The sequence below is a fragment of the Aquabacterium sp. G14 genome, assembly GCF_037482285.1.
GTDB lineage: Bacteria > Pseudomonadota > Gammaproteobacteria > Burkholderiales > Burkholderiaceae_C > Aquabacterium.
Genome location: NZ_JBBEYB010000012.1, coordinates 25,110 through 48,769, shown reverse-complemented (window position 1 = coordinate 48,769; position 23,660 = coordinate 25,110). Strand labels below are relative to the sequence as shown.

The following is a 23,660-nucleotide window of genomic DNA, read 5'->3' as shown; positions in this document are numbered from 1 at the left end:
TTCATTCACTACAGGTTTTCATGTCCAGACTCAGCCTTCCGTCAGATTCCGAGTCCGATTCGGTGGCGCTCGCCCCGGAGGCTGCCATCGTCTTGCGGCAGTTCCGCGTGGTGTTCAACGCCGTCAAGTCTCACTTCCAGCGTGTCGAGTCCCAGTCCGGGCTGGGCGGGGCGCAGTTGTGGGCGCTGAGCATTGTGTCGCGCCACGCCGGTACCGAGGTGGGTGCGCTGGCGCACGCCATGGACATCCACCAGTCCACAGCGAGCAACCTGGTACGCGCTCTGGTGAAAAAGGGTCTGATCCGCAGCGCGCGCGACGAGGACGACCGTCGGGTCGTGCACCTCCATGCCACGCCGGAAGGCCATGCCTTGCTGACCAACACCCACGGGCCTTTCGCAGGCTTGTTGCCCGATGCCTTGCAGCGGCTTGATGCCGACACCTTGGCGCGTTTGCATGCGGATCTGGGTCAACTGATTGCCCAGCTCGGCGTGGAAGAGGTCGGGGTGGCTGCACAAACACCCTTGGCTGAGCTGTGAAAGCATTTGTCACAATATAATGGCGAGGTAACGAAGGCGCGAACCCGCGTCGTTGCAACACCAGTGATATGGAGTGTCTTGAAGGGCCTGCTTCACCGCAGGCCCTTTTTTTTTGCTTCATCATCTTGAAACATGTACATTTGCACAAATGTAATTGCATGAGCAAGGCGTGTCGATATCGAATGAGGAGAAGCACATGATCAAAGTGGGATTGGTAGGCTACGGCAAGGCTGGGCAGGCGGTTGCGGAGGTTCTCAGGCAGGATCCCCGGTTCGACCTGGTCTGGATTGCCAAGCGCAACCCGGTACCGGAAGGGCAGCCGCAGCCGCTGGGACTGCCTGTTTTCGCGATGTCGCAGGGCAACTTCGGCGAGTGGCTGGACGCCCATCCGGTCGATGCCCTGGTTGACTTCTCGACGGCCGAGTCGATTCACCTCTACGGCGAGGAGGTTCGCAAGCGCCACCTCACCTTGGTCAGCGCCATCTCCGCCTACAGCGATGAGGACTTGGCCTACGCCCGCACCCTGGGCGAGCAGGCCCGCGTGCTGTGCTCGCCCAACATCACGCTGGGCATCAACTTCCTGATCCTGTCGGCGCGCATGCTGCGTGGCATCGCGCCGTTTGCGGATGTCGAGATCCTGGAGCAGCATTTCCGCGAGAAGCCCGAGGTGTCCGGCACCGCCCGCAAGATCGCCCAGAGCCTGGAGTTGGAGGATGGCCGCATCACCTCCTTGCGCCTGGGCGGCATCGTCGGGGTGCACGAGGTCATCTTCGGCTTTCCATATCAGACCGTGCGCATCACCCACGAATCCATCCGTCGCGAGGCCTTCGGGACCGGCGCGGCCTTTGCACTGGGCGAACTCAGCAAGCGACCCCACGGCTTCTACACCTTCGACGATCTGCTCATGCGCATGATCCGCGAGCAGTTGACGCAGCCGGAGGCTGGCCCGTCGTCCTGATGACGCGAACGGTCGCAGACTTGCGCTATCGTTCGGGCCATGCTGATTCACCCTCAATTCGATCCGATCGCCATTGCCCTGGGGCCGCTCAAGGTGCACTGGTACGGGCTGACCTACCTGGCGGCCTTTGCCCTGTTCTACCTGCTGGCCAGTGCCCGGGCCAAGCAACCCTTCTTCGCGCAACGCGGGTGGGATCGCCAGATGGTCGAAGACGTGCTGTTCTTCGGCGTGATGGGGGTCGTGCTCGGGGGGCGCCTGGGTTATGTGCTGTTCTACAAGCCCGGCTATTACTTCAGCCATCCGTCCGAGATCCTCGCCGTGTGGCAAGGGGGCATGGCCTTTCACGGGGGCCTGCTGGGCGTGATCACGGCGCTGGCCATCTATGCCAAGCGTCAGGGCCGACACTTTTTCGAGGTCGCCGACCTGGTGGCGCCCTGTGTGCCCATCGGTCTGGCGGCCGGCCGGTTCGGCAACTTCATGAACGGGGAGTTGTGGGGGCGGGCGGCCGATCCCAGTTTGCCCTGGGCCATGGTCTTCCCTCAATCCGGCACGGACATCGCTCGTCATCCCTCGCAGCTTTATCAGTTCGGCCTGGAGGGCGTGCTGCTGTTCGTGCTGCTGTGGCTGTATGCGCGCCGTGCGCGTCCTCTGGGCGCGGTGTCGGGCATGTTCCTGATGGGCTATGGCGTGTTCCGCTTCACGGCCGAGTACTTCCGCGAGCCCGACAGCTTTCTGGGCTTGCTCACCTTCAACATGAGCATGGGCCAGTGGCTGTGCGTCCCCATGATCCTGGTGGGTGCGCTGTTTTGGGGCATGGCGCAAAAAAACGCCTTCCGATCCGAAGACCGAAAGGCGTAAAGAGGTCGGCGGTATTTTCGCGGACCGCAGACCCCCGCTGAGGAAGACCACCCGGCTCTGGCGAATCAGGTGATCGACGGGGATCATGCAAGCCATGTGCCAGGCACCTTGACTGCAGCGGACGTTCTGCTCAGGCCGCCTGACGGTCGGCCACGCCGTGCCGCGTGTACAGAAAGTCCAGCACCGCCTTGCGACAGGCGATGTAAGTGGGGTCCTCGGCCAGTGCCACGCGGTTGCGCGGGCGCGCCAGGGGCACGGGCAGCACCTCGCCAATCGTGGCGGCCGGACCGTTGCTCATCATCACTATGCGGTCCGACAGCAGCACTGCCTCGTCCACATCGTGCGTCACCATCACCACGGTGCAGTGCGCCTTGGCCACGATCTTGAGCAGCTCGTCTTGCAGGTGGGCGCGGGTGAGGGCGTCCAGGGCGCCAAAGGGCTCGTCCATCAGCAGCACCTTGGGCTCCATGGCCAGCGCTCGGGCGATGCCCACGCGCTGCTTCATGCCGCCCGAGATCTCGTGCGGTCGCTTGTGCGTGGCGTGGCTCATGCCGACCAGCGCCAGGGCGTCGGCCACGCGCTGCTTGAGTTGCTCCTTGCTTTCTTTGCCGCCGAACACCCGCTCCACCGCCAGGTAGACGTTGTCGTGGCAGCTCAGCCAGGGCAACAGCGAGTGGTTTTGGAAGACCACCGCCCGCTCCGGCCCAGGGCCAGCGATCTCGCGGCCATCGCAGATCAGCCCGCCCTGCGTGGGCGTCAGCAGGCCAGCGATCAGGTTGAGCAAGGTGGACTTGCCGCAACCCGAGTGACCGATCAGGGTGATGAACTCGCCCTTGGCAATGCCCAGGTTGATGTCACTGAGGGCATGGAAGCGACCCTTTTTGGTGTGGAACACCATTTCGGCGCGATGGATGTCGATGAATTGGGTCATCACGTGCTCCTGTGAGGGTTCAGGTCATTCAAAGCTGAAACGCTTGGCGATGGCCACCAGCCCCTGCTCCAGCAGCAGGCCGACGATGCCGATCACGAAAATGGCGATCAGGATGTGCTGGACATTGAGGTTGTTCCACTCGTCCCACACCCAGAAGCCAATGCCCACGCCACCGGTCAGCATCTCGGCCGCCACGATCACCAGCCAGGCCGTGCCCACCGACAGGCGCACACCCGTCAGCATGTAAGGCAGCACCGAGGGCAGCAGGATCTTGGTGGTGATCTTCCACTCGCTCAGGTTCAGCACCTTGGCCACGTTCAGGTAGTCCTCGGGCACGCGTTGCACACCCACGGCGGTGTTGATGATCATCGGCCAGATCGAGCAGATGAAGATCGTCCAGATGGCCGCGGGGTCGGCCGACTTGAACACCAGCAGGCCAATCGGCAACCAGGCCAGGGGTGAGACCGGACGCAGCAGGCTGATGATGGGGTTGAGCATGCTGCTGGCAATCTGCGAGCGTCCGATCAGAAAGCCCAGGGGGATCCCGACGAGCGCCGCCAGACCGAAGCCGATGCCCACGCGCTGCAGCGAGAACAGGATGTTCCAGCCGATGCCTTGGTCATTCGGCCCGTTGCTGTAGAACGGATCGGCGAACAGCTCGACGGCAGCCTGCCAGGTTGCCAGCGGCGTGGGGAAGGTGCTGCTGTTGTGCGTCAGCAGGGCCCACACGCCGATCAGCAGGGCGATGCCTGCCAGCGGGGAGACCGTGCGCAAGGCCCACCCCACCCAGTCCACCGGCGGTTTGGCGGGAGATGACCCAGAGGCCGGCGCCGCCTTCTGTACGGGCGCAGGCGCGATCTGCGCGGGGGAGGCGGCTGTCGCCGGCACGGCGTCATCGACCTCCGAGGGGCTGTGAAAGACGGCACTGACCATGATGGGCTCCTTTCAGTCTCAGGCTTTGATGGCGAAGCTGTCGGCGTACTTGGCCGGGTCCTTGCCCGTCCAGACCACGCCATCGATCAACTTGCTGGTGCGCATCGGGTCCTTGGGCACCGAGATGCCCAGACCGCTGGCGGCCTGCTTGTACAACTCGATCTGGTTGATCTGCTTGGCCACACCCAGGTAGTCCGGGTGTGCCTTCAGCAGGCCCCAGCGCTTGTGCTGTGTCAGGAACCACATGCCATCCGACAGGTAGGGGAAGTTCACCTTGCCGTCGTTGAAGAACTTCATGTGGTTGGGGTCGTCCCAGGTCTTGCCCATGCCGTTCTGGTAACGGCCCAGGATGCGCTGGTTGATCGCATCAACGCCCGTGTTCACGTACGACTTCGCCGCGATCGTCTCGGCCATCTTGAGCTTGTTCTGCAGGCCGGCGTCGATCCAGCGACCGGCTTCCAGCACCGCCATCATCACGGCGCGGGCGGTGTTCGGGTACTGCTTGACGAACTCGCCCGTGCAGCCCAGCACCTTCTCGGGGTGGTCCTGCCAGATGTCCTGTGTCGTGTTGGCTGTCACCCCGATGCCGTCCATGATCGCGCGGTGGTTCCACGGTTCGCCCACGCAGAAGCCGTCCATGTTGCCCACGCGCATGTTGGCCACCATCTGCGGCGGTGGGACCGTGATCAGCTTGGCGCTCGACAGCGGATTGATGCCCGCGGCCGCCAGCCAGTAGTGCATCCACATCGCGTGCGTGCCGGTGGGGAAGGTGCCCGCAAAGGTGTACTCGCGCTTCTCGCGCGCCATCAGCTTGGCCAGCGAGGGCCCGTCGACCGCACCCTTCGAGGCCAGCGCCTTCGACAGCGTGATGGCCTGCCCGTTGTTGTTCAGACCCATCAACACGGCCATGTCCTTCTTGGGGCCGCCAATGCCCAGGTGCACGCCATAGACCAGGCCGTACAGCACATGGGCCATGTGCAGGTCGCCGTTGACGAGCTTGTCGCGCACGCCGGCCCACGAGGCCTCCTTGGTCGGGATGATCTTGACGCCGTACTTCTTGTCGAAGCCCAGCACCGAGGCCATCACCACCGAGGCGCAATCGGTCAGCGGAATGAAGCCGATCTTCACCTCGGTCAGCTCGGGCTTGTCCGAGCCTGCGGCCCAGACGGCGGACTGCAGTCCGGGCACAGCGCCCACTGCGCCGGCAGCGGCTGCGCTCTTCAAGATGGTGCGGCGCGTCATTTTCAGATCCTGGGTGTTCATGGTGCAAGACTTTCCCTGTGGACAAACAAAAAAGGTGCCATCCGTCGCGCAGGCTCATCCTTGGATGGGCACACGCGTCAGAAGACACCTTTGTCGGAAGCGAGGCAGCCCGTCTTCGGGCCACCAAGACTGCAAAATCGCCGTTGACTTTGCTTGCAAGGGTTAAAGCAAACCCTGTGCCAGGTCGTTTGCGGGGCCGCAGCACCGCTGAGCGGCCGATGAAGCGGCGGCCTGCCTTGTGCTGGTGCATCCGCACGCCAAGCTGGGGCAGAGCGACTCACCCCAGCAGGTCTGCAGCATCAATCAGGCGCTGCGCCACCTCCACCAGCTTCAAGCCCTTGTCCATGGCGGCCTTGCGCAGGCGCGCGTGCGCCTGCGGTTCGGTCAGTCCCTGGCGGCTCATCAACAGACCCTTGGCGCGGTCCAGCACCTTGCGGTCGGCCAACTCCGAGCGTGCATCCGCCAGTTCCCGGCGCAGAGCCTCTTCCATCTCGAAGCGCGCCATCGCCACATCGAGCACCGGCTTGATGCGCTCGGCAGGTGTGCCCGCCGCCACATAGGCCGACACACCCGCCGCCACCGCCTTGCGCAGGTAGGCCGTGTCCTCGTCACCCGAGAACATCACGATCGGGCGACGCTCATCGCGCGTGGCCATCACCACGTGCTCCAGGATGTCGCGCCCTTGCGACTCGGCATCCACCACGATCAGATCGGGCTGAATCTGCCCGATGCGCTCGGGCAGAAAGGCATCGCCGGGCAAAGTGGCCACCACGTTGTAGCCCGCTTCCAGCAAGGCAAGGCGCAGCACCCGGGCGCGTTCGACCTCGGCCTGCTCCTCGTCATCCGGTTCGGCAGACAAGGACAAAGGCAGGACGATCACCACACGCAGGCTGGCCAGATTCGCATTCATGACGTCATCGCATGCAACAACTGCGCCCGGAAGCTGGTGTTTCACGCTTGGGCGTGGCGAGAACAGGTGGGTCCCCTACACTGGTGGGATGTCGTCCACGTCCGCCACCTTGAACGCCCCCTTGCCTGCTGACTTGAAGCGCCCCTGCCTCATCCTGGGGGTCGAGTCCTCCTGTGATGAGACTGGCCTCGCGCTGGTGCAACTGCCATCCGAGGGCGAGCCCCGCCTGCTGGCGCACGCGCTCCACAGTCAGATCGACATGCACCAGGCCTACGGCGGCGTGGTGCCCGAGCTGGCTTCGCGCGATCACATCCGCCGCGTCGTGCCACTGGCGCGCCAGGTGCTCGCCGAGTCCGGCCAAACGCTCGCCGACATCGACGTGGTCGCCTACACACGCGGCCCCGGCCTGGCCGGCGCCTTGCTGGTCGGTGCCGGCATGGCCTGCGCCCTGGGCACCGCCTTGAACAAGCCGCTGCTCGGCGTGCACCACCTCGAAGGCCACCTGCTGTCGCCTTTCCTCTCGGTGGATCCGCCCGAGTTCCCCTTCGTCGCTTTGCTCGTGTCCGGCGGCCACACCCAGTTGATGCGTGTCGATGGGGTGGGGCGCTACGAGATGCTGGGCGAGACGGTGGACGACGCCGCTGGCGAGGCCTTTGACAAGTCCGCCAAGTTGATGGGCCTGCCTTACCCAGGTGGTCCCCACCTCTCGCGCCTGGCCGAGTCGGGCGACCCGAGCTCGTTCGACTTGCCTCGCCCGATGCTGCACAGTGGCAACCTAGATTTCTCGTTCGCGGGCCTGAAAACCGCCGTGCGCACCCATCTGGTGCGTCTGGGCTGGCTGGACCGTCCCGACCTGCTCGCCACGCCCGAGGCGCAGCCCGTGCTGGCTAATCTGGCGGCCTCCACCCAGGCCGCCATCGTCGAGGTGCTGGTCAAGAAGGTATTGCTGGCGCTGAAGTCCACCGGCCTCAAGCGTGTGGTCGTCGCCGGCGGCGTCGGGGCCAACCGCCTGCTGCGTGCCCAGTTGGACCAGGCCTGCGCCCGCCGCCAGATCCGCGTGCACTATCCCGAGATGCACCTGTGCACCGACAACGGCGCCATGATTGCCCTGGCCGCAGCCATGCGCATCCAGAGTGGGCAGGCGCGCCTCAGCACCGAGCCCACCTTCGACGTCAAGCCTCGCTGGGATTTGTCCAGCATCTGACTTCTTGCTATACTCGCAGGCTTGCTGCCTTGAAAAGGGTGGCGAATCTCGCACGACCTGGGTCGGTTTCACCCGGAGTCGCAAGTCCAACGCAGAAACCAAAGGCGGTTGATCAACGATCGACGCCCCAGGTCTGCACATGTTTTCAAGGAAACACCATGTCCGTCGCAGACATCAACACCGCCGCCATCGTCAAGGACAACGCTCGTAGCGCCAACGACACCGGCTCTCCCGAAGTGCAAGTGGCCTTGCTGACCGCTCGCATCGTCGAACTGACCCCCCACTTCAAGGCCAACAAGAAGGACCACCACGGTCGTCGCGGCCTGCTGCGCATGGTCAGCCGTCGTCGCAAGCTGCTGGACTACCTCAAGTCCAAGGATGCCGACCGTTACGTCGCCCTGATCCAGAAGCTGGGCCTGCGCAAGTAAGCACCGCATGACGACAAAAAGCCTGTCTGGATCCTCCAGCACAGGCTTTTTGTTTTTTAACGCCAGCCACTCGACTCCTGCGAACGCTGTGTCATTCCAACGAGGCTGAGGTCTCAACCTCGCTGGAATGGCATCGCGATTGAGTGACGGCACCCCTGACGGGCGGCATGTGTTGCCCGTTCAACCCAACCGGAGAACTCATCCATGACCATGTTCAACAAAGTCACCAAGACCTTCCAATGGGGCAAGCACACCGTCACGATGGAGACGGGTGAAATCGCCCGTCAAGCCACCGGCGCCGTGCTGGTCGACATCGAAGGCACCGTCGTGCTGGCCACCGTCGTGTGCGCCAAGACCGCCAAGCCTGGCCAGGACTTCTTCCCCCTGACCGTCGACTACCTCGAAAAGACCTACGCCGCCGGCAAGATCCCTGGCAGCTTCTTCAAGCGCGAAGCCAAGCCTTCCGAGTTTGAAACCCTGACCTCGCGTCTGATCGACCGCCCCATCCGCCCGCTGTTCCCCGAAGGCTTCTACAACGAAGTCCAGCTGGTCATTCACGTGGTCTCGCTGAACCCCGAAGTGTCGGCCGACATCGCCGCCATGATCGCCTCCAGCGCCGCGCTGTCGATCTCCGGCATCCCGTTCAACGGTCCTATCGGTGCCGCTCGCGTGGGCTACATCAACGGTGAATACGTGCTGAACCCCAGCATCACCGAGATCGCCAACTCCAAGATGGACCTGATCGTCGCCGGCACCGAAACCGCCGTGCTGATGGTCGAGTCCGAAGCCGACCAACTGTCGGAAGACGTGATGCTGGGTGGTGTGGTGTTCGGTCACGAGCAAGGCAACATCGCCATCAACGCCATCCACGAACTGGTGCGCGACGCTGGCAAGCCGGCCTGGGACTGGCAGCCTCCCGCCAAGGACGAGGCCTTCATCTCCAAGGTCAACGAGCTGGCCGAAGGCCCGCTGCGCGCTGCCTACCAGATCCGCTCCAAGCAAGCCCGTACGCAAGCTTGCCGCGCCGCTTACGCCGAAGTGAAGGCCGCCCTGACTGCCGAAGGCATCGCCTTCGACGCCGTCAAGGTCGAAAGCATGATGTTCGACATCGAAGCCAAGATCGTGCGCAGCCAGATCCTGGCCGGTGAGCCCCGCATCGACGGCCGCGACACTCGCACCGTGCGCCCTATCGAGATCCGCACCGGCGTGCTGCCGCGCGTCCACGGCTCGGCCCTGTTCACCCGCGGTGAAACCCAGGCCTTGGTTGTCGCCACCCTCGGTACCGAGCAAGACGCCCAGCGCATCGACGCCCTGACCGGCGACTTCCGCGACACCTTCCTGTTCCACTACAACATGCCTCCGTTCGCCACCGGCGAAACGGGTCGTGTCGGCTCGCCCAAGCGTCGCGAAATCGGCCACGGCCGTCTGGCCAAGCGCGCCCTGGTGCCGCTGCTGCCCCCGAAGGAAGAGTTCGCCTACACCCTGCGCGTGGTCTCTGAAATCACCGAGTCCAACGGTTCCTCGTCGATGGCTTCGGTCTGCGGCGGCTGCCTGGCCATGATGGACGCTGGCGTCCCGATGAAGGCCCACGTGGCCGGCATCGCCATGGGCCTGATCAAGGAAGGCAACAAGTTCGCCGTCCTGACCGACATCCTGGGTGACGAAGATCACCTCGGCGACATGGACTTCAAGGTGGCCGGCACCACCGGTGGCATCACCGCCCTGCAGATGGACATCAAGATCCAGGGCATCACCAAGGAAATCATGCAGGTCGCCCTGGCTCAGGCCAAGGAAGCCCGTCTGCACATCCTGGGCAAGATGACCGAAGCCATGGCCGGCGCCAACACCGAAGTCTCGGAGTTCGCTCCCCGCCTGTACACCCTCAAGATCAACCCCGAGAAGATCCGTGACGTGATCGGCAAGGGCGGCGCCACCATCCGTGGCCTGTGCGAGGAAACCGGCTGCCAGATCAACATCGCTGAAGACGGTGTCATCACCATCGCTTCGACCGACGCTGGCAAGGCTGACTTCGCGATCCAGCGCATCAACGAGATCACCGCTGAAGTGGAAATCGGCAAGACCTATGAAGGCGCCGTCACCAAGCTGTTCGACTTCGGTGCTCTGGTCAACCTGCTGCCCGGCAAGGACGGTCTGCTGCACATCAGCCAGATCGCCCACGAGCGCGTTGAGAACGTCTCCGACTATCTGAAGGAAGGCCAGATCGTCAAGGTCAAGGTTCTCGAAACCGACGAGAAGGGTCGCGTCAAGCTGTCCATGAAGGCCCTGCTGGAGCGTCCGGAAGGCATGCCTGAGCGTGAAGAGCGTGGCGACCGCGGTGACCGTGGCTCGCGTGGCGACCGTGGCCCCCGTGGTGATCGCGGCGACCGCGGTGACCGTGGCGAGCGCCGTGAGCGCGCCCCCCGTGCCGAGCAGCAGCCTGCCGAGCAAGGCGAGGGCGGTGCCGCTCAGGAACAGCAACAACAGCAGCAATGAGCGTCATGAAGAAACTGGTCGTTGGCAACTGGAAGATGCACGGTAGCCGTGCCTTCAATGCAGAGCTGATTCAGGGTCTTCTGGTGGCCGACCTGGCCACCACGGCGCCCAATGCGGACGTGGCGGTGTGCCCGCCCTTCGTGTTCCTGGCGGATGTGGCCGATGCCCTGCAAGGCACGGCCATCGCCGTCGGCACGCAAGACATCTCGGCGCAGACCCAGGGTGCGTACACCGGTGAAGTCGCGGGGCCCATGATCCGTGAATTCGGCGCCACCTACGCCATCGTGGGGCACTCCGAGCGTCGCAGCTACCACGGCGAAAGCGACCAGCTGGTCGCCGACAAGGCCAAGGCCGCGCTCGCGCACGGTCTGGTGCCCATCGTCTGCGTCGGTGAAACGCTGGCCGAACGTGAGGCCAACCAGACCGAAGCCGTCGTGGGTCGCCAACTGCAAGCCGTCATCGACACCCTGGGCGCCGACATCGCCCGCGTTGTGGTGGCGTACGAACCCGTCTGGGCCATCGGCACCGGCAAGACGGCCTCGCCCGCTCAGGCGCAGGCGGTGCATGCTGGCCTGCGCGCGCAACTGGCCCAGGCCACGTCGAGCGCGGCAGACATCCCCCTGCTGTACGGCGGCAGCGTCAAGCCCGACAACGCGGTCGAGCTGTTCTCGCAGCCTGACATCAACGGCGGCCTCATCGGTGGCGCCGCCCTCAAGGCGGCTGACTTTGCTGCCATCGCGCGCGCTGCCTGAACGGTGTCGCGACTAGATTGACTCTGGAGTTTCATTCATGCAACAAACCTTGATGACCCTGGTGCTGCTGCTGCAGGTGCTCTCCGCGCTGGCCATGATCGGCTTGGTGCTGGTGCAGCACGGCAAGGGCGCCGACATGGGCGCTTCCTTTGGCAGTGGTGCTTCCGGTAGCCTGTTTGGCGCCACCGGTAGCGCCAACTTCCTGTCTCGCTCTACGGCTGTGGCGGCCACGATCTTCTTCGTGTCGACCCTGGCGCTGGCCTACTTTGGCAACCTGCGTGGCGCAGCGTCGCAAGGCGCCAGCATCCTGGAGCAGGCGGCCTCCGCGCCGGTTGCTGCTTCGGTGCCGTCTGCTCCGGCTTCCGGTGCGGCGTTGATCCCGACCAAGTGATGAATCTCATGCCCAGTTTGTAGGGCATGGTTCATTGGACTTGTTTTTCGGTTTAGAATATGAGTCTTCGGGGAGCAAGCCTCAAGCAAGCCGAAGCAAACAACGAGCGAACCCAAAAGGTTCAACGGCCGACGTGGTGAAATTGGTAGACACGCTATCTTGAGGGGGTAGTGGCGAAAGCTGTGCGAGTTCGAGTCTCGCCGTCGGCACCATAAGATTTCTAAACGAGTCTTTGCACCACACCATGATCAGCATCGGTAATTCTTTCCACGCTGATCAGATGGCAGTGGCATTTGCCCCACAAGGCAGGTGCCCGTGGTGTGAGGTGCTCCAGTGGGCGCGCTTTGGTTGATGTCACATCAGGTTCATCCTGATGGTCATGAAGCCTGGCGCGCTTTTCTTTTGTCCGTGTGGTCCAATCACACAATTTGTTCCATCTGAGGCCCCACATCATGATGAACATTGAGCAATACCTGCCGGTCATCCTCTTCATTCTGGTTGGCGTCGGCGTCGGTGTCGCCCCCCAACTGCTGGGCTTCCTGCTCGGCCCTCGTCGCCCTGACGAGGCCAAGAACTCCCCCTATGAATGCGGCTTCGAAGCTTTCGAAGACGCCCGGATGAAGTTCGATGTGCGCTACTACCTGGTCGCCATCCTCTTCATCTTGTTCGACCTGGAAATCGCGTTCCTGTTCCCTTGGGCTGTGGCGCTCAAGGAAGTGGGCATGCCAGGCTTCCTGACCGTCATGCTCTTCCTGGGCATCCTGGTCGTGGGCTTCGTCTACGAATGGAAGAAGGGTGCGCTCGACTGGGAGTGATCCCGTCTCGCTCGTCCCCCACAGGAATCTGAAGAGGTAATACACATGGGTATCGAAGGCGTCTTCAAAGAGGGCTTCATCACCACGTCGGCCGACACGCTGATCAACTGGTCCAAGACCGGTTCGCTCTGGCCGATGACGTTTGGTCTGGCCTGTTGCGCGGTCGAGATGATGCACGCCGGTGCGGCGCGCTACGACATCGACCGCTTTGGCATGTTGTTCCGTCCCAGCCCCCGTCAGTCCGACCTGATGATCGTGGCCGGCACGCTGTGCAACAAGATGGCACCGGCCCTGCGCAAGGTGTACGACCAGATGGCCGAACCCCGCTGGGTGCTGTCCATGGGCTCCTGCGCCAACGGCGGTGGCTACTACCACTACAGCTACTCGGTGGTGCGCGGTTGCGACCGCATCGTGCCGGTGGACGTGTACGTGCCGGGCTGCCCCCCGACGGCTGAAGCGCTGCTCTACGGCATCCTGCAACTGCAGGCCAAGATCCGCCGCGAAAACACCATTGCCCGCTGATCAGGAGCCATTGCATGAGCCAGAAACTCGCCAACCTGCAAGCCACCCTGGAACGCATCCTGGGCGACAAGATCAAGCGCCTGGACAGCATCAAGGGTGAACTGACCCTGACGGTGTCCGCCGCCGACTACCACGACATCTGCCTGACCCTGCGCGACCACGCCGAGCTGAAGTTCGAGATGTTGGTCGACCTGTGCGGCATGGACTACTCCACCTACAAGGACGGCGGCCCCAGCATCTACGCCGATGGGCCGCGCTTTTGCGCCGTCACGCACCTGCTGTCGGTCAGCAAGAACTGGCGCCTGCGCCTGAAGGCCTTTGCCCCGGACGACGACTTCCCCGTGCTGGCCTCGGTCACCGATGTGTGGAACAGCGCCAACTGGTTCGAGCGCGAAGCCTTCGACCTGTACGGCATCATCTTCGACGGTCACAACGACCTGCGCCGCATCCTGACGGACTACGGCTTCATCGGTCACCCCTTCCGCAAGGACTTCCCGACGACCGGCTACGTCGAAATGACTTACGACGAAGCGCAAAAGCGCGTGGTCTACCAGCCCGTCACCATCGAGCCGCGCGAGATCACCCCGCGCATCATCCGCGAAGACAACTACGGTGGTCTCCACTGATGCACAAGGCCTGAGTCATGTCAGAAATCAAGAACTACACCCTGAACTTCGGTCCGCAGCACCCGGCCGCGCACGGCGTGCTGCGTCTGATCCTCGAGCTGGACGGCGAAGTCATCCAACGTGCCGACCCGCACATTGGCCTGCTGCACCGGGCCACTGAAAAGCTGGCCGAGTCCAAGACCTTCATCCAGTCGCTGCCCTACATGGACCGACTGGATTACGTGTCGATGATGTGCAACGAGCACGCTTACTGCCTGGCCGTCGAGAAGATGATGGGCATTGAGGTGCCGATCCGCGCCCAGTACATCCGTGTGATGTTCGCCGAAATCACCCGCGTGCTGAACCACCTGCTGTGGTTGGGCTGCCATGGTTTCGACTGCGGCGCCATGAACATCCTGATCTACTGCTTCCGTGAGCGCGAAGACCTCTTCGACATGTACGAAGCCGTGTCGGGCGCCCGCATGCACGCGGCCTACTTCCGTCCGGGTGGCGTCTACCGCGACCTGCCGGACACCATGCCGCAGTACAAGGTCAGCAAGATCAAGAACGCCAAGACGATCGCTCGCATGAACGAGAACCGTCAAGGCTCGCTGCTCGACTTCATCGACGACTTCACCCAGCGTTTCCCCAAGCTGGTGGACGAATACGAAACCCTGCTGACCGACAACCGCATCTGGAAGCAGCGTACCGTCGGCATCGGTGTGGTGTCGCCTGAGCGCGCCCTGCAAATGGGCCTGACCGGCGCCATGCTGCGTGGCTCGGGCATCGTGTGGGACCTGCGCAAGCACCAGCCGTACGACGTTTACGACAAGCTCGACTTCGACATCCCCGTGGGCACCAATGGCGACTGCTATGACCGCTACGTGGTCCGCGTCGAAGAGTTGCGTCAGTCCAACCGCATCATCAAGCAGTGCGTGGACTGGCTGCGCGCCAACCCGGGCCCGGTCATCACCGACAACCACAAGGTGGCGCCGCCCTCGCGCGTCGAGATGAAGACCTCGATGGAGCAGCTGATTCACCACTTCAAGCTGTTCACCGAAGGCTTTCACGTGCCCGAAGGCGAAGCCTATGCCGCTGTCGAGCACCCCAAGGGCGAATTCGGCATCTACCTGGCTTCCGACGGCGCCAACAAGCCATACCGCCTGAAGATCCGCGCCCCGGGCTTCCCGCACCTGGCTGCCCTCGACGAAATGTCCCGTGGCCACATGCTGGCCGACGCCGTGGCCATCATCGGCACGATGGACATCGTGTTCGGTGAAATCGACCGCTAAGTGACCGAGCAAACCATGCTGAGCGAACAAACCAAAGCGCGCTTCGACCGCGAAATCGCCAAGTACCCAGCTGACCAGCGTCAGTCGGCGGTCATGGCCTGTCTGTCCATCATCCAGCAGGAGCAGGGCTGGGTCTCGCCCGAGGCCGAGCAGGCCATCGCCGATCACATCGGCATGCCCGCCATCGCCGTGCACGAAGTGACCACGTTCTACAACATGTACAACCAAAAGCCTGTCGGCAAGTACAAGTTGAACGTGTGCACCAACCTGCCTTGCCAGTTGCGCAATGGTCAAGGTGCCCTGCAGTACCTGTGCGACAAGCTGGGTGTGGAAGACGGCGGTACCACAGCCGACGGCCTGTTCACCGTGTCGCATTGCGAGTGCCTGGGTGCTTGCGCCGACGCGCCGGTGGCCCTGGTCAACGACCGTCAAATGGTCAGCTTCATGAGCAACGACAAGCTCGACGAGCTGGTCGACGTGCTCAAGGCTCAGGCCAAGTGAGGGTGAGACAAGATGCTTGACCTTTCCAAATTCCAGGCGACCGGCAAGGAAACCGTTTTCCACGGCCGCCATATTGAGCCCCAGATCTACGCCGGCATCGACGGCACCAACTGGCGTCTGAAGGACTACGAAGCCCGCGGCGGTTACGCTGCGCTGCGCAAGATCCTCGGCAAGGACGGCGGCGAAGGCATGACCCAGGATCAGGTCATCGCCGAAGTCAAGGCTTCGTCGCTGCGTGGTCGTGGTGGCGCCGGCTTCCCCACCGGTCTGAAGTGGAGCTTCATGCCCCGCACCTTCCCGGGCCAGAAGTACCTCGTCTGCAACTCCGACGAAGGGGAACCGGGCACGGCCAAGGACCGCGAGATCCTGCGCTACAACCCGCACACCGTCATCGAAGGCATGATCATCGCGGCTTACGCGATGGGCATCACCGTCGGCTACAACTACATCCACGGCGAAATTTTCGAAGCCTACGAGCGTTTCGAAGAAGCCCTGGAAGAAGCCCGTGCCGCCGGCTACCTCGGCAACAACATCATGGGCAGCGACTTCAGCTTCCAGCTGCATGCGCACCATGGTTTCGGCGCCTACATCTGCGGTGAAGAAACCGCACTGCTGGAATCGCTGGAAGGCAAGAAGGGGCAGCCCCGCTTCAAGCCGCCGTTCCCGGCCAGCTTCGGCCTGTACGGCAAGCCGACCACCATCAACAACACCGAAACCTTTGCGGCCGTCCCGTGGATCATCCGCAACGGTGGCGAGGCCTTCCTGGCCGTGGGCAAGCCCAACGCCGGCGGCACCAAGCTGTTCACCGTCAGCGGTGACGTGGAACTTCCTGGCAACTACGAAATCCCGCTGGGCACACCGTTCTCCAAGCTGCTCGAGCTCGCCGGTGGCGTGCGCGGTGGCAAGAAGCTCAAGGCCGTCATCCCCGGTGGTTCGTCGTCGCCCGTCATCCCCGGCCACATCATGATGGACGTGACGATGGACTACGACGCCATCGCCAAGGCCGGCTCCATGTTGGGTTCGGGCGCCGTCATCGTGATGGACGAGACCCGTTGCATGGTCAAGAGCCTGCAGCGCCTGTCCTACTTCTACATGCACGAGTCCTGCGGCCAGTGCACCCCCTGCCGCGAAGGCACGGGCTGGCTGTGGCGCATGGTCGATCGCATCGAAACCGGCCGTGGTCGTCCGGAAGACATCGAACTGCTGGACAACGTGGCCGAGAACATCCAGGGGCGCACCATTTGCGCCCTGGGCGATGCGGCTGCCATGCCGGTGCGCGCCTTCATCAAGCACTATCGCGATGAGTTCGTGCACCACATTGAGCACAAGTCCTGTGTTGTGCCGTCCTACATCTGAACTGGACAACAGTCATGGTTGAAATCGAAATCGACGGACAGAAAGTCCAGTGCCAGGAAGGCAGCATGGTGATGCATGCGGCCGAGCAATCTGGCACCTACATCCCGCACTTCTGCTATCACAAGAAGCTCTCGATCGCTGCGAACTGCCGCATGTGCCTGGTCGACGTCGAGAAGGCGCCCAAGCCCATGCCCGCCTGCGCCACGCCCGTGACGCAAGGCATGATCGTGCGCACCAAGAGCGAGAAGGCCATCAAGGCTCAGCAGAGCGTGATGGAGTTCTTGCTGATCAACCACCCGCTGGATTGCCCGATCTGCGACCAGGGCGGTGAGTGCCAACTGCAAGACCTGGCCGTGGGCTACGGTGGCAGCGCTTCTCGCTACAACGAAGAAAAGCGCGTGGTCTTCCACAAGGAAGTCGGCCCGCTGATCTCGATGGAAGAGATGAGCCGTTGCATCCAGTGCACCCGCTGCGTGCGTTTCGGCCAGGAAGTGGCCGGCGTGATGGAGCTGGGCATGGTCAACCGCGGCGAGCACTCGGAGATCGAGACCTTCGTCGGTCAGACCGTGGACTCCGAACTGTCGGGCAACATGATCGATCTGTGCCCGGTCGGTGCCCTGACGAGCAAGCCTTTCCGCTACAGCGCCCGTACCTGGGAGCTGTCGCGTCGCAAGAGCGTGAGCCCGCACGACTCCACCGGTGCCAACCTGATCGTTCAGGTCAAGGGTGGCAAGGTATTGCGCGTGGTGCCGCTCGAGAACGAAGACGTCAACGAGTGCTGGATCGCCGACCGCGATCGTTTCAGCTACGAAGCCCTTAACAGCGAACAGCGCATCACCAAGCCCATGCTCAAGCAGGGCGGTGAATGGCGCGAAGTCGACTGGACCACAGCCCTGGAATACGTGGCCCAAGGTCTGAAGTGCATCAGCAAGGAACAAGGCGCCAACACGATCGGTGCCTTGGCCACCGAGCACAGCACCGTTGAAGAGCTGTACCTGCTGGCGCAACTGATGCGCGGCCTGGGCTCTGACAACGTCGACACCCGCCTGCGTCAGGCTGACTTCACCACCGGCGCCGGTGCGCGTTGGCTGGGTCTGCCGATTGCCGAGCTGTCCACGCTGGACCGCGCTCTGGTCGTCGGCTCCTTCCTGCGCAAGGACCACCCGCTGTTCGCCTCGCGTTTGCGTCAGGCTACCAAGCGCGGTGCCCAAGTTTCGGCCATCGGCGGCGTGAACGACGACTGGCTGCTGCCCGTCGCCAACCGCGTGACCGTGGCCCCGAGCGCCTGGGTGCAAGCCCTGGCCGACGTTGCCGCAGCCGTGGCGGCCGAAAAGGGCGTGAGCGCCCCGGTCGCAGGCAATGCCACCGAGGCTGCCAAGGCCATCGCCGCGTCGCTGCTGTCCGGCCAACGCGCTGCGGTGCTGCTGGGCAACGCCGCCGTGCAACACCCGCAAGCCTCGTCGCTGCAGGCCCTGGGCCAGTGGATTGCCGAGCAGACCGGCGCCAAGCTGGGCTTCTTCGGTGAGTCGGCCAACTCGGTCGGCGCACAACTGGTCGGTGCCCAGCCTCAACAAGGCGGCCTGAACGCCGGTCAGATGCTGGCTGGCAAGGGTCTGAAGGGCATCGTGCTGCTGGGCGTTGAGCCCGAGTTCGACGCTGCCAACCCCGCTGCCGCCATGGCCGCAGTGCAGGGCGCCGAAATGGTTGTGTCGCTGTCGTCGTTCAAGACCTCGGCGATGAACTACGCCGACTGCATCCTGCCGATCGCAGCGTTTGCCGAAACGTCGGGCACCTTCGTGAACGCCGAAGGTCGCGTGCAGAGCTTCCACGGTTCGGTCAAGCCGCAAGGCGATGCCCGTCCGGCCTGGAAGGTGCTGCGCGTGCTCGGCACGATGCTGGGTCTGGCTGGCTTCGGTTTCGAAACCTCGGAAGAGGTCAAGGCCGCTGCCCTGGGTGACCTGGCTGCGCTGCCTGCCAAGCTGAACAACGCCACCTCGGCCGCCATCACCGTGGGTGCTTCCACCGGTGGTCTGGAGCGTCTGGCCGATGTGCCCATCTACAGCGCTGACGCGCTGGTGCGCCGCGCCCCTGCGCTGCAAGCCACGGCCGATGCGAAGGCGCCGGTCGCAAGCCTGCCGCAAGCCCTGTGGGCCGAACTCGGCCTGGCTGCGGGTGCACAGGTCAAGGTCACGCAAGACGGCGCCTCCGCTGTGTTGCCGGCCGCCCTGGACGCCAGCCTGCCTGCCAACGTCGTGCGTGTGCCGGCCGGCACTGCGGCGACCGCCACCCTAGGTGCTTCTTTCGGCGCGATCCGCGTCGAAAAGGCCTGAAGGGTAGGGGAGACAACAGATGATTGACACCCTGTATAACGCTGGTGCCGCCAACCTGGGCGCAGCCTGGCCCGTGGTCTGGTCGCTGATCAAGATCGTGGCCCTGCTGCTACCACTGCTCGGTTGCGTGGCTTATCTGACCCTGTGGGAGCGCAAGGCGATTGCCTGGTCGCAAATCCGTCCGGGCCCCAACCGCACGGGCCCGCGCGGTCTGCTGCAGCCCATCGCGGACGCCGTCAAGCTGATCTTCAAGGAAGTGATCATCCCGACGGCGGCCAACAAGAGCCTGTTCTTCCTGGGCCCGATCATGACCATCATGCCGGCACTCGCCGCATGGGCCGTCATCCCCTTCGGTCCGGAAGTCGCGCTGGCCAACGTCAACGCCGGCCTGCTGTTCCTGATGGCCATCACCTCGCTGGAAGTCTATGGCGTGATCATCGCCGGCTGGGCCTCCAACTCGAAGTACGCCTTCCTGGGCGCCATCCGCGCCTCGGCCCAGATGGTGTCCTACGAAATCGCGATGGGCTTCTGCTTCGTGATCGTGCTGATGACCGCCGGCTCGCTCAATATGACCGACATCGTGCTGAGCCAGGACAAGGGTCAGTTCGCGGACATGGGCCTGAACTTCCTGTCCTGGAACTGGTTGCCACTGCTGCCGATCGTGGTCGTGTACTTCATCTCCGGCCTGGCCGAAACCAACCGTCACCCCTTCGACGTGGTGGAAGGCGAGTCGGAAATCGTGGCCGGTCACATGATCGAGTACTCGGGCATGTCGTTTGCGATGTTCTTCCTGGCTGAATACGCCAACATGATCCTGGTCTCGACCCTGTGCGCGATCATGTTCTTCGGCGGCTGGCTGCCCCCGATCGAAGCCCTGAGCTTCATCCCGGGCTGGATCTGGCTGGGCATCAAGGCTTTCATCATCGTGACGATGTTCCTGTGGGTGCGTGCTTCGTTCCCCCGCTTCCGCTACGACCAGATCATGCGTCTGGGCTGGAAGATCTTCATCCCCATCACGCTGATCTGGCTGGTGATCGTCGGCGGCTGGATGATGTCGCCCTGGAACATCTGGAAATAAGGGGCCATTGAAATGTCTGCTACGTCCCTCAAAGAGTTCGTTTCCAGCTTCTTCCTGCTGGAAATGTTCAAAGGTCTGGCGCTGACCGGGCGCCACTTCCTGAAGCCGCACATCACCGTGCAGTTCCCGGAAGAAAAGACCCCGCTGTCGCCCCGCTTCCGCGGCCTGCATGCCTTGCGTCGTTATGAAAACGGCGAAGAGCGTTGCATCGCCTGCAAGCTGTGCGAAGCCGTGTGTCCGGCCATGGCCATCACCATCGAGTCCGATGTGCGTGATGACGGCTCGCGCCGCACCACCCGCTACGACATCGACCTGACCAAGTGCATCTTTTGCGGCTTCTGCGAAGAAAGCTGCCCCGTGGATTCGATCGTGGAAACCCACATCTTCGAATACCACGGCGAAAAGCGCGGCGATCTGTACTTCACCAAGGACATGCTCCTGGCGGTGGGTGATCGCTACGAAAAGGAAATTGCAGCCAACAAGGAGGCGGACGCGAAATACCGCTGACCCGATATGGACACCTTAAGCCTACTTTTCTATACCTTCGCCTTCGTGCTGGTCTACGCTGGCTTCCGCGTGATCACCGCCAAGAGCCCGGTGACCGCCGTCCTGCACCTGGTGTTGGCTTTTGCCAGCGCGTCGTGCGTGTGGATGCTGCTGCAAGCCGAGTTCCTCGCCATCTCCCTCGTGCTCGTGTACGTGGGGGCGGTGATGGTGCTCTTCCTGTTCGTGGTGATGATGCTCGACATCAACAGCGCCGTCGTTCGTGAGGGTTTCTGGAAGCACTTCCCCGCTGCCGGCCTCATCGGCGTGCTGATTGCGCTCGAAATGTCCTTCGTGCTGACGCGCGGCTTTGACCTGCCGATCGCCAAGCCCATGGCACCTGAAGTCGCCGCCGTGCCCAACGCCAAGGCCCTGGGCATCGAGTTGTTCACCAACTACCTGTTCCCGGTGCAAGTGGCCGCCGTCATCCTGTTGGTCGGCATCATCGCTGCCATCGCTCTGACGCTGCGTCAGCGCAAGGACTCGCACTTCCAGAAGCCGGCCGAACAGGTCCGCGTCAAGAAGGCTGACCGCCTGCGTGTGCACAAGGTGGCAGCTGTGGTGGAGGCCCCTGCGGCCGAAGCCGATGCCAACAACCAGGCTGGAGGCCAAGCATGACGTCGATCACCCTCGGGCACTACCTGTCGCTGGGCGCGATCCTGTTCACGATGTCGATCATCGGCATCTTCATGAACCGCAAGAACCTGATCGTGCTGTTGATGGCCATCGAGCTGATGCTGCTGGCCGTGAACCTGAACTTTGTGGCCTTCTCCCACTACCTGGGTGACATGGCCGGTCAGGTCTTCGTCTTCTTCATCCTCACCGTGGCGGCCGCCGAGTCGGCCATCGGTCTGGCCATTCTGGTGCTGGTCTTCCGTAATCGCCTGGCGATCAACGTGAGCGATCTGGACACCCTCAAGGGCTGATCGGGAGAGATACAACAATGTCTGAACTTTCTCTCAATTCGCTGCTGGCGGTGCCCCTGGCGCCGCTGGTCGGCTCGATCGCTGCCGGCTTGTTCGGCAAGGTGATCGGCCGCCGGGGCGCGCACATGCTCACCATCCTGGGCGTGCTGATCTCCTTCATCATCTCGGCGATGACGCTCAAGGCGGTGGCCGTGGATGGCGCCAGCTTCAACGCCACCGTGTATGAGTGGATGACGCTGGGCACGCTCAAGATGGAAGTCGGCTTCATGGTCGACGGTCTGACCGCGATGATGATGTGCGTGGTCACCTTCGTGTCGCTGATGGTGCACATCTACACCATCGGCTACATGGAAGAAGACGATGGCTATCAGCGCTTCTTCAGCTACATCTCGCTGTTCACCTTCTCGATGTTGATGCTCGTGATGAGCAACAACCTGCTGCAGCTGTTCTTCGGCTGGGAAGCGGTGGGTTTGGTGTCTTACCTGCTGATCGGTTTCTGGTTCAAGAAGCCCACAGCCACGTTCGCCAACATGAAGGCCTTTCTGGTCAACCGTGTGGGTGACTTCGGCTTCATTCTGGGCATCGGTCTGCTGCTGGCCTACACCGGCACGCTCAACTACACCGAGCTGTTCGCCAAGGCCAACGACCTGACCACCCTGACGCTGCCCAAGACAGACTGGGCGCTGATCACGGTGATCTGCATCTGCCTGTTCATCGGTGCGATGGGCAAGTCGGCGCAGTTCCCGCTGCACGTGTGGCTGCCGGACTCGATGGAAGGCCCGACCCCCATCTCTGCGCTGATCCACGCCGCCACCATGGTGACGGCCGGTATCTTCATGGTCTCGCGCATGTCGCCGCTGTTCGAGCTGTCGGATGCCGCACTGAACTTCATCGTGATCATCGGTTCGATCACCGCGCTGTTCATGGGCTTCCTGGGCATCATCCAGAACGACATCAAGCGTGTGGTGGCTTACTCCACGCTGTCGCAGCTTGGTTACATGACCGTGGCCCTGGGCGTGTCTGCCTACAGCGTCGGCATGTTCCACGTGATGACGCACGCCTTCTTCAAGGCACTGCTGTTCCTTGGCGCCGGCTCCGTGATCATCGGCATGCACCACGATCAGGACATCCGCAACATGGGTGGTCTGTGGAAGCGCATGCCCATCACCTGGATCACCTTCCTGCTGGCCAACCTGGCCCTGATCGGCACGCCGTTCTTCTCGGGTTACTTCTCGAAGGACTCGATCATCATGGCGGTCGAAGCCAGCAACCTGCCGGCGGCTGGTTTCGCGCAGTTCGCGGTCCTGGCGGGTGTCTTCGTCACAGCGTTCTACAGCTTCCGTGTGTACTTCCTGGTCTTCCATGGCAAGGAAAACTTCCACCACAAGCCCTTCCCGGGTGAGCACGATCACCACGACGACGACCACGGCCATGCCCATGAGCCGCACGAGTCGCCCTGGGTGGTGACGGCGCCGCTGGTGCTGCTGGCCATCCCCTCGGTGGTGATCGGTTTCCTGACGGTGGAGCCGTTGCTGTTCGGTGACTTCCTGAAGTCGGCCGTGTTCATTGATGCTGCCAAGCACCCGGCCATGTCCGAGTTGGCTCACCACTTCCACGGCGCGACCGCCATGGCGCTGCACGGCTTCCAGGCTTTGCCGTTCTGGCTGGCCCTGGCGGGTGTGATCACGGCTTACGTGTTCTACATGGTGGCGCCTCAGATCCCGGCCACCTTGGCCAAGGTGCTGCGTCCGCTGATCGTGATCGGCGAGAACAAGTACTACCTGGACTGGTTCAACGAGAAGGTCCTCGCCGCCGGAGCGCGACTGATTGGTCGCATCTTCTGGAAGGTGGGTGACGTGGCGCTGATCGACGGCCTGGTCGTCAATGGCTCTGCCAAGCTGGTGGGCCTGATTGGCTCGCTGACTCGCCTGTTCCAGACGGGTTACCTCTATCACTACGCGCTGGTCATGATCCTGGGGGTGCTCGCCCTCATGACGTGGTTCGTGTTCCTGCAGCACTGAGCGCGAGGACCGGT

The 23,660-nt window shown here is 63.0% G+C and carries 24 protein-coding genes and 1 tRNA gene; 21 read left to right on the top strand and 4 right to left on the bottom strand.

Going from position 1 to position 23,660, the window contains the following annotated elements; genetic code table 11:
* Positions 1–20 precede the first annotated feature (20 nt).
* The 3 genes from WIT60_RS12925 to lgt all read left to right on the top strand — a co-directional run bounded on the left by WIT60_RS12925 (position 21) and on the right by lgt (position 2,352).
* Complete coding sequence (locus tag WIT60_RS12925; RefSeq protein WP_339584312.1) at positions 21–536, top strand: MarR family winged helix-turn-helix transcriptional regulator; 516 nt, start codon at positions 21–23, stop codon at positions 534–536.
* A gap of 196 nt (positions 537–732) precedes the next feature.
* Positions 733–1,494, top strand: coding sequence for a 4-hydroxy-tetrahydrodipicolinate reductase (locus WIT60_RS12920; RefSeq protein WP_339584311.1), 762 nt, complete (start codon positions 733–735; stop codon positions 1,492–1,494).
* Positions 1,495–1,533: 39 nt separating this feature from the next.
* Complete coding sequence (gene lgt, locus WIT60_RS12915) at positions 1,534–2,352, top strand: prolipoprotein diacylglyceryl transferase (protein ID WP_339584310.1); 819 nt, start codon at positions 1,534–1,536, stop codon at positions 2,350–2,352.
* Positions 2,353–2,482: 130 nt separating this feature from the next.
* Here lgt and WIT60_RS12910 read toward each other — a convergent pair whose 3' ends face one another.
* The 4 genes from WIT60_RS12910 to WIT60_RS12895 all read right to left on the bottom strand — a co-directional run bounded on the left by WIT60_RS12910 (position 2,483) and on the right by WIT60_RS12895 (position 6,389).
* The gene (locus tag WIT60_RS12910) at positions 2,483–3,283 is read right to left on the bottom strand and encodes an ABC transporter ATP-binding protein (protein ID WP_339584309.1); all 801 of its coding nucleotides are present in this window, start codon (positions 3,281–3,283) and stop codon (positions 2,483–2,485) included.
* 24 nt (positions 3,284–3,307) lie between these two features.
* The gene (ntrB, locus tag WIT60_RS12905) at positions 3,308–4,216 is read right to left on the bottom strand and encodes a nitrate ABC transporter permease (RefSeq protein WP_339584308.1); all 909 of its coding nucleotides are present in this window, start codon (positions 4,214–4,216) and stop codon (positions 3,308–3,310) included.
* An 18-nt stretch (positions 4,217–4,234) separates the two neighbouring features.
* The gene (locus tag WIT60_RS12900; RefSeq protein WP_339584307.1) at positions 4,235–5,479 is read right to left on the bottom strand and encodes a CmpA/NrtA family ABC transporter substrate-binding protein; all 1,245 of its coding nucleotides are present in this window, start codon (positions 5,477–5,479) and stop codon (positions 4,235–4,237) included.
* 277 nt (positions 5,480–5,756) lie between these two features.
* On the bottom strand, positions 5,757–6,389 hold the full coding sequence (locus WIT60_RS12895; RefSeq protein ID WP_339584306.1) for an ANTAR domain-containing response regulator: 633 nt from the start codon (positions 6,387–6,389) through the stop codon (positions 5,757–5,759).
* Positions 6,390–6,477: 88 nt separating this feature from the next.
* Between WIT60_RS12895 and tsaD the strand changes: the two genes are divergently transcribed.
* The 18 genes from tsaD to nuoL all read left to right on the top strand — a co-directional run bounded on the left by tsaD (position 6,478) and on the right by nuoL (position 23,646).
* Positions 6,478–7,593, top strand: a complete 1,116-nt coding sequence (gene tsaD, locus WIT60_RS12890; protein WP_445207698.1) for a tRNA (adenosine(37)-N6)-threonylcarbamoyltransferase complex transferase subunit TsaD — start codon at positions 6,478–6,480, stop codon at positions 7,591–7,593.
* Positions 7,594–7,751: 158 nt separating this feature from the next.
* A complete protein-coding gene (gene rpsO, locus WIT60_RS12885) occupies positions 7,752–8,021 on the top strand; it encodes a 30S ribosomal protein S15 (protein WP_320365887.1) in 270 nt (89 codons plus the stop codon).
* Between the two features lie 204 nt (positions 8,022–8,225).
* On the top strand, positions 8,226–10,514 hold the full coding sequence (gene pnp, locus WIT60_RS12880; protein WP_339584305.1) for a polyribonucleotide nucleotidyltransferase: 2,289 nt from the start codon (positions 8,226–8,228) through the stop codon (positions 10,512–10,514).
* The gene (gene tpiA / locus WIT60_RS12875; RefSeq protein WP_339584304.1) at positions 10,511–11,266 is read left to right on the top strand and encodes a triose-phosphate isomerase; all 756 of its coding nucleotides are present in this window, start codon (positions 10,511–10,513) and stop codon (positions 11,264–11,266) included. The genes pnp and tpiA overlap by 4 nt, the downstream gene beginning before the upstream one ends.
* Before the next feature lie 37 nt (positions 11,267–11,303).
* The gene (secG, locus tag WIT60_RS12870; RefSeq protein WP_339584303.1) at positions 11,304–11,657 is read left to right on the top strand and encodes a preprotein translocase subunit SecG; all 354 of its coding nucleotides are present in this window, start codon (positions 11,304–11,306) and stop codon (positions 11,655–11,657) included.
* Between the two features lie 127 nt (positions 11,658–11,784).
* Positions 11,785–11,869 (top strand) — tRNA-Leu (locus WIT60_RS12865).
* Positions 11,870–12,112: 243 nt separating this feature from the next.
* Positions 12,113–12,472: an NADH-quinone oxidoreductase subunit A gene (locus WIT60_RS12860; protein ID WP_339584353.1), complete on the top strand. Its 360-nt coding sequence runs from the start codon at positions 12,113–12,115 to the stop codon at positions 12,470–12,472.
* Between the two features lie 45 nt (positions 12,473–12,517).
* Entirely contained in the window at positions 12,518–12,994 is a 477-nt protein-coding gene (locus WIT60_RS12855) for a NuoB/complex I 20 kDa subunit family protein (protein WP_035035151.1), read from the top strand.
* Positions 12,995–13,008: 14 nt separating this feature from the next.
* The gene (locus WIT60_RS12850) at positions 13,009–13,620 is read left to right on the top strand and encodes an NADH-quinone oxidoreductase subunit C (RefSeq protein WP_320365903.1); all 612 of its coding nucleotides are present in this window, start codon (positions 13,009–13,011) and stop codon (positions 13,618–13,620) included.
* Positions 13,621–13,637: 17 nt separating this feature from the next.
* Positions 13,638–14,891, top strand: a complete 1,254-nt coding sequence (locus WIT60_RS12845) for an NADH-quinone oxidoreductase subunit D (protein ID WP_339584302.1) — start codon at positions 13,638–13,640, stop codon at positions 14,889–14,891.
* Between the two features lie 15 nt (positions 14,892–14,906).
* Complete coding sequence (gene nuoE, locus WIT60_RS12840; protein WP_339584301.1) at positions 14,907–15,392, top strand: NADH-quinone oxidoreductase subunit NuoE; 486 nt, start codon at positions 14,907–14,909, stop codon at positions 15,390–15,392.
* A 12-nt stretch (positions 15,393–15,404) separates the two neighbouring features.
* On the top strand, positions 15,405–16,748 hold the full coding sequence (nuoF, locus tag WIT60_RS12835) for an NADH-quinone oxidoreductase subunit NuoF (RefSeq protein WP_339584300.1): 1,344 nt from the start codon (positions 15,405–15,407) through the stop codon (positions 16,746–16,748).
* Between the two features lie 14 nt (positions 16,749–16,762).
* The gene (gene nuoG / locus WIT60_RS12830; protein ID WP_339584299.1) at positions 16,763–19,078 is read left to right on the top strand and encodes an NADH-quinone oxidoreductase subunit NuoG; all 2,316 of its coding nucleotides are present in this window, start codon (positions 16,763–16,765) and stop codon (positions 19,076–19,078) included.
* Positions 19,079–19,097: 19 nt separating this feature from the next.
* Positions 19,098–20,156, top strand: coding sequence for an NADH-quinone oxidoreductase subunit NuoH (nuoH, locus tag WIT60_RS12825; RefSeq protein ID WP_339584298.1), 1,059 nt, complete (start codon positions 19,098–19,100; stop codon positions 20,154–20,156).
* A 12-nt stretch (positions 20,157–20,168) separates the two neighbouring features.
* Positions 20,169–20,663, top strand: a complete 495-nt coding sequence (nuoI, locus tag WIT60_RS12820; protein ID WP_339584297.1) for an NADH-quinone oxidoreductase subunit NuoI — start codon at positions 20,169–20,171, stop codon at positions 20,661–20,663.
* Positions 20,664–20,669: 6 nt separating this feature from the next.
* The gene (locus WIT60_RS12815) at positions 20,670–21,317 is read left to right on the top strand and encodes an NADH-quinone oxidoreductase subunit J (protein WP_339584296.1); all 648 of its coding nucleotides are present in this window, start codon (positions 20,670–20,672) and stop codon (positions 21,315–21,317) included.
* On the top strand, positions 21,314–21,625 hold the full coding sequence (nuoK, locus tag WIT60_RS12810; RefSeq protein WP_300153787.1) for an NADH-quinone oxidoreductase subunit NuoK: 312 nt from the start codon (positions 21,314–21,316) through the stop codon (positions 21,623–21,625). Before WIT60_RS12815 ends, nuoK begins: the two co-directional genes overlap by 4 nt.
* A 17-nt stretch (positions 21,626–21,642) precedes the next feature.
* Positions 21,643–23,646, top strand: coding sequence for an NADH-quinone oxidoreductase subunit L (gene nuoL, locus WIT60_RS12805; protein ID WP_339584295.1), 2,004 nt, complete (start codon positions 21,643–21,645; stop codon positions 23,644–23,646).
* Positions 23,647–23,660 lie beyond the last annotated feature (14 nt).

What these genes read in the sequence shown, in the direction of transcription:
- nuoL (WP_339584295.1), top strand. Translation starts at nt 21,643, where the DNA reads ATGTCTGAACTTTCTCTCAATTCGCTGCTGGCGGTGCCCCTGGCGCCG.
- WIT60_RS12910 (WP_339584309.1), bottom strand. Translation starts at nt 3,283, where the DNA reads ATGACCCAATTCATCGACATCCATCGCGCCGAAATGGTGTTCCACACC.
- tsaD (WP_445207698.1), top strand. Translation starts at nt 6,478, where the DNA reads ATGTCGTCCACGTCCGCCACCTTGAACGCCCCCTTGCCTGCTGACTTG.
- WIT60_RS12850 (WP_320365903.1), top strand. Translation starts at nt 13,009, where the DNA reads ATGAGCCAGAAACTCGCCAACCTGCAAGCCACCCTGGAACGCATCCTG.
- WIT60_RS12845 (WP_339584302.1), top strand. Translation starts at nt 13,638, where the DNA reads ATGTCAGAAATCAAGAACTACACCCTGAACTTCGGTCCGCAGCACCCG.
- nuoI (WP_339584297.1), top strand. Translation starts at nt 20,169, where the DNA reads ATGTCTGCTACGTCCCTCAAAGAGTTCGTTTCCAGCTTCTTCCTGCTG.
- tpiA (WP_339584304.1), top strand. Translation starts at nt 10,511, where the DNA reads ATGAGCGTCATGAAGAAACTGGTCGTTGGCAACTGGAAGATGCACGGT.
- ntrB (WP_339584308.1), bottom strand. Translation starts at nt 4,216, where the DNA reads ATGGTCAGTGCCGTCTTTCACAGCCCCTCGGAGGTCGATGACGCCGTG.
- WIT60_RS12900 (WP_339584307.1), bottom strand. Translation starts at nt 5,479, where the DNA reads ATGAACACCCAGGATCTGAAAATGACGCGCCGCACCATCTTGAAGAGC.
- WIT60_RS12925 (WP_339584312.1), top strand. Translation starts at nt 21, where the DNA reads ATGTCCAGACTCAGCCTTCCGTCAGATTCCGAGTCCGATTCGGTGGCG.
- WIT60_RS12860 (WP_339584353.1), top strand. Translation starts at nt 12,113, where the DNA reads ATGAACATTGAGCAATACCTGCCGGTCATCCTCTTCATTCTGGTTGGC.
- secG (WP_339584303.1), top strand. Translation starts at nt 11,304, where the DNA reads ATGCAACAAACCTTGATGACCCTGGTGCTGCTGCTGCAGGTGCTCTCC.
- nuoG (WP_339584299.1), top strand. Translation starts at nt 16,763, where the DNA reads ATGGTTGAAATCGAAATCGACGGACAGAAAGTCCAGTGCCAGGAAGGC.
- WIT60_RS12815 (WP_339584296.1), top strand. Translation starts at nt 20,670, where the DNA reads ATGGACACCTTAAGCCTACTTTTCTATACCTTCGCCTTCGTGCTGGTC.
- WIT60_RS12895 (WP_339584306.1), bottom strand. Translation starts at nt 6,389, where the DNA reads ATGAATGCGAATCTGGCCAGCCTGCGTGTGGTGATCGTCCTGCCTTTG.
- nuoH (WP_339584298.1), top strand. Translation starts at nt 19,098, where the DNA reads ATGATTGACACCCTGTATAACGCTGGTGCCGCCAACCTGGGCGCAGCC.
- nuoF (WP_339584300.1), top strand. Translation starts at nt 15,405, where the DNA reads ATGCTTGACCTTTCCAAATTCCAGGCGACCGGCAAGGAAACCGTTTTC.
- rpsO (WP_320365887.1), top strand. Translation starts at nt 7,752, where the DNA reads ATGTCCGTCGCAGACATCAACACCGCCGCCATCGTCAAGGACAACGCT.
- WIT60_RS12855 (WP_035035151.1), top strand. Translation starts at nt 12,518, where the DNA reads ATGGGTATCGAAGGCGTCTTCAAAGAGGGCTTCATCACCACGTCGGCC.
- pnp (WP_339584305.1), top strand. Translation starts at nt 8,226, where the DNA reads ATGACCATGTTCAACAAAGTCACCAAGACCTTCCAATGGGGCAAGCAC.
- nuoE (WP_339584301.1), top strand. Translation starts at nt 14,907, where the DNA reads ATGCTGAGCGAACAAACCAAAGCGCGCTTCGACCGCGAAATCGCCAAG.
- WIT60_RS12920 (WP_339584311.1), top strand. Translation starts at nt 733, where the DNA reads ATGATCAAAGTGGGATTGGTAGGCTACGGCAAGGCTGGGCAGGCGGTT.
- lgt (WP_339584310.1), top strand. Translation starts at nt 1,534, where the DNA reads ATGCTGATTCACCCTCAATTCGATCCGATCGCCATTGCCCTGGGGCCG.
- nuoK (WP_300153787.1), top strand. Translation starts at nt 21,314, where the DNA reads ATGACGTCGATCACCCTCGGGCACTACCTGTCGCTGGGCGCGATCCTG.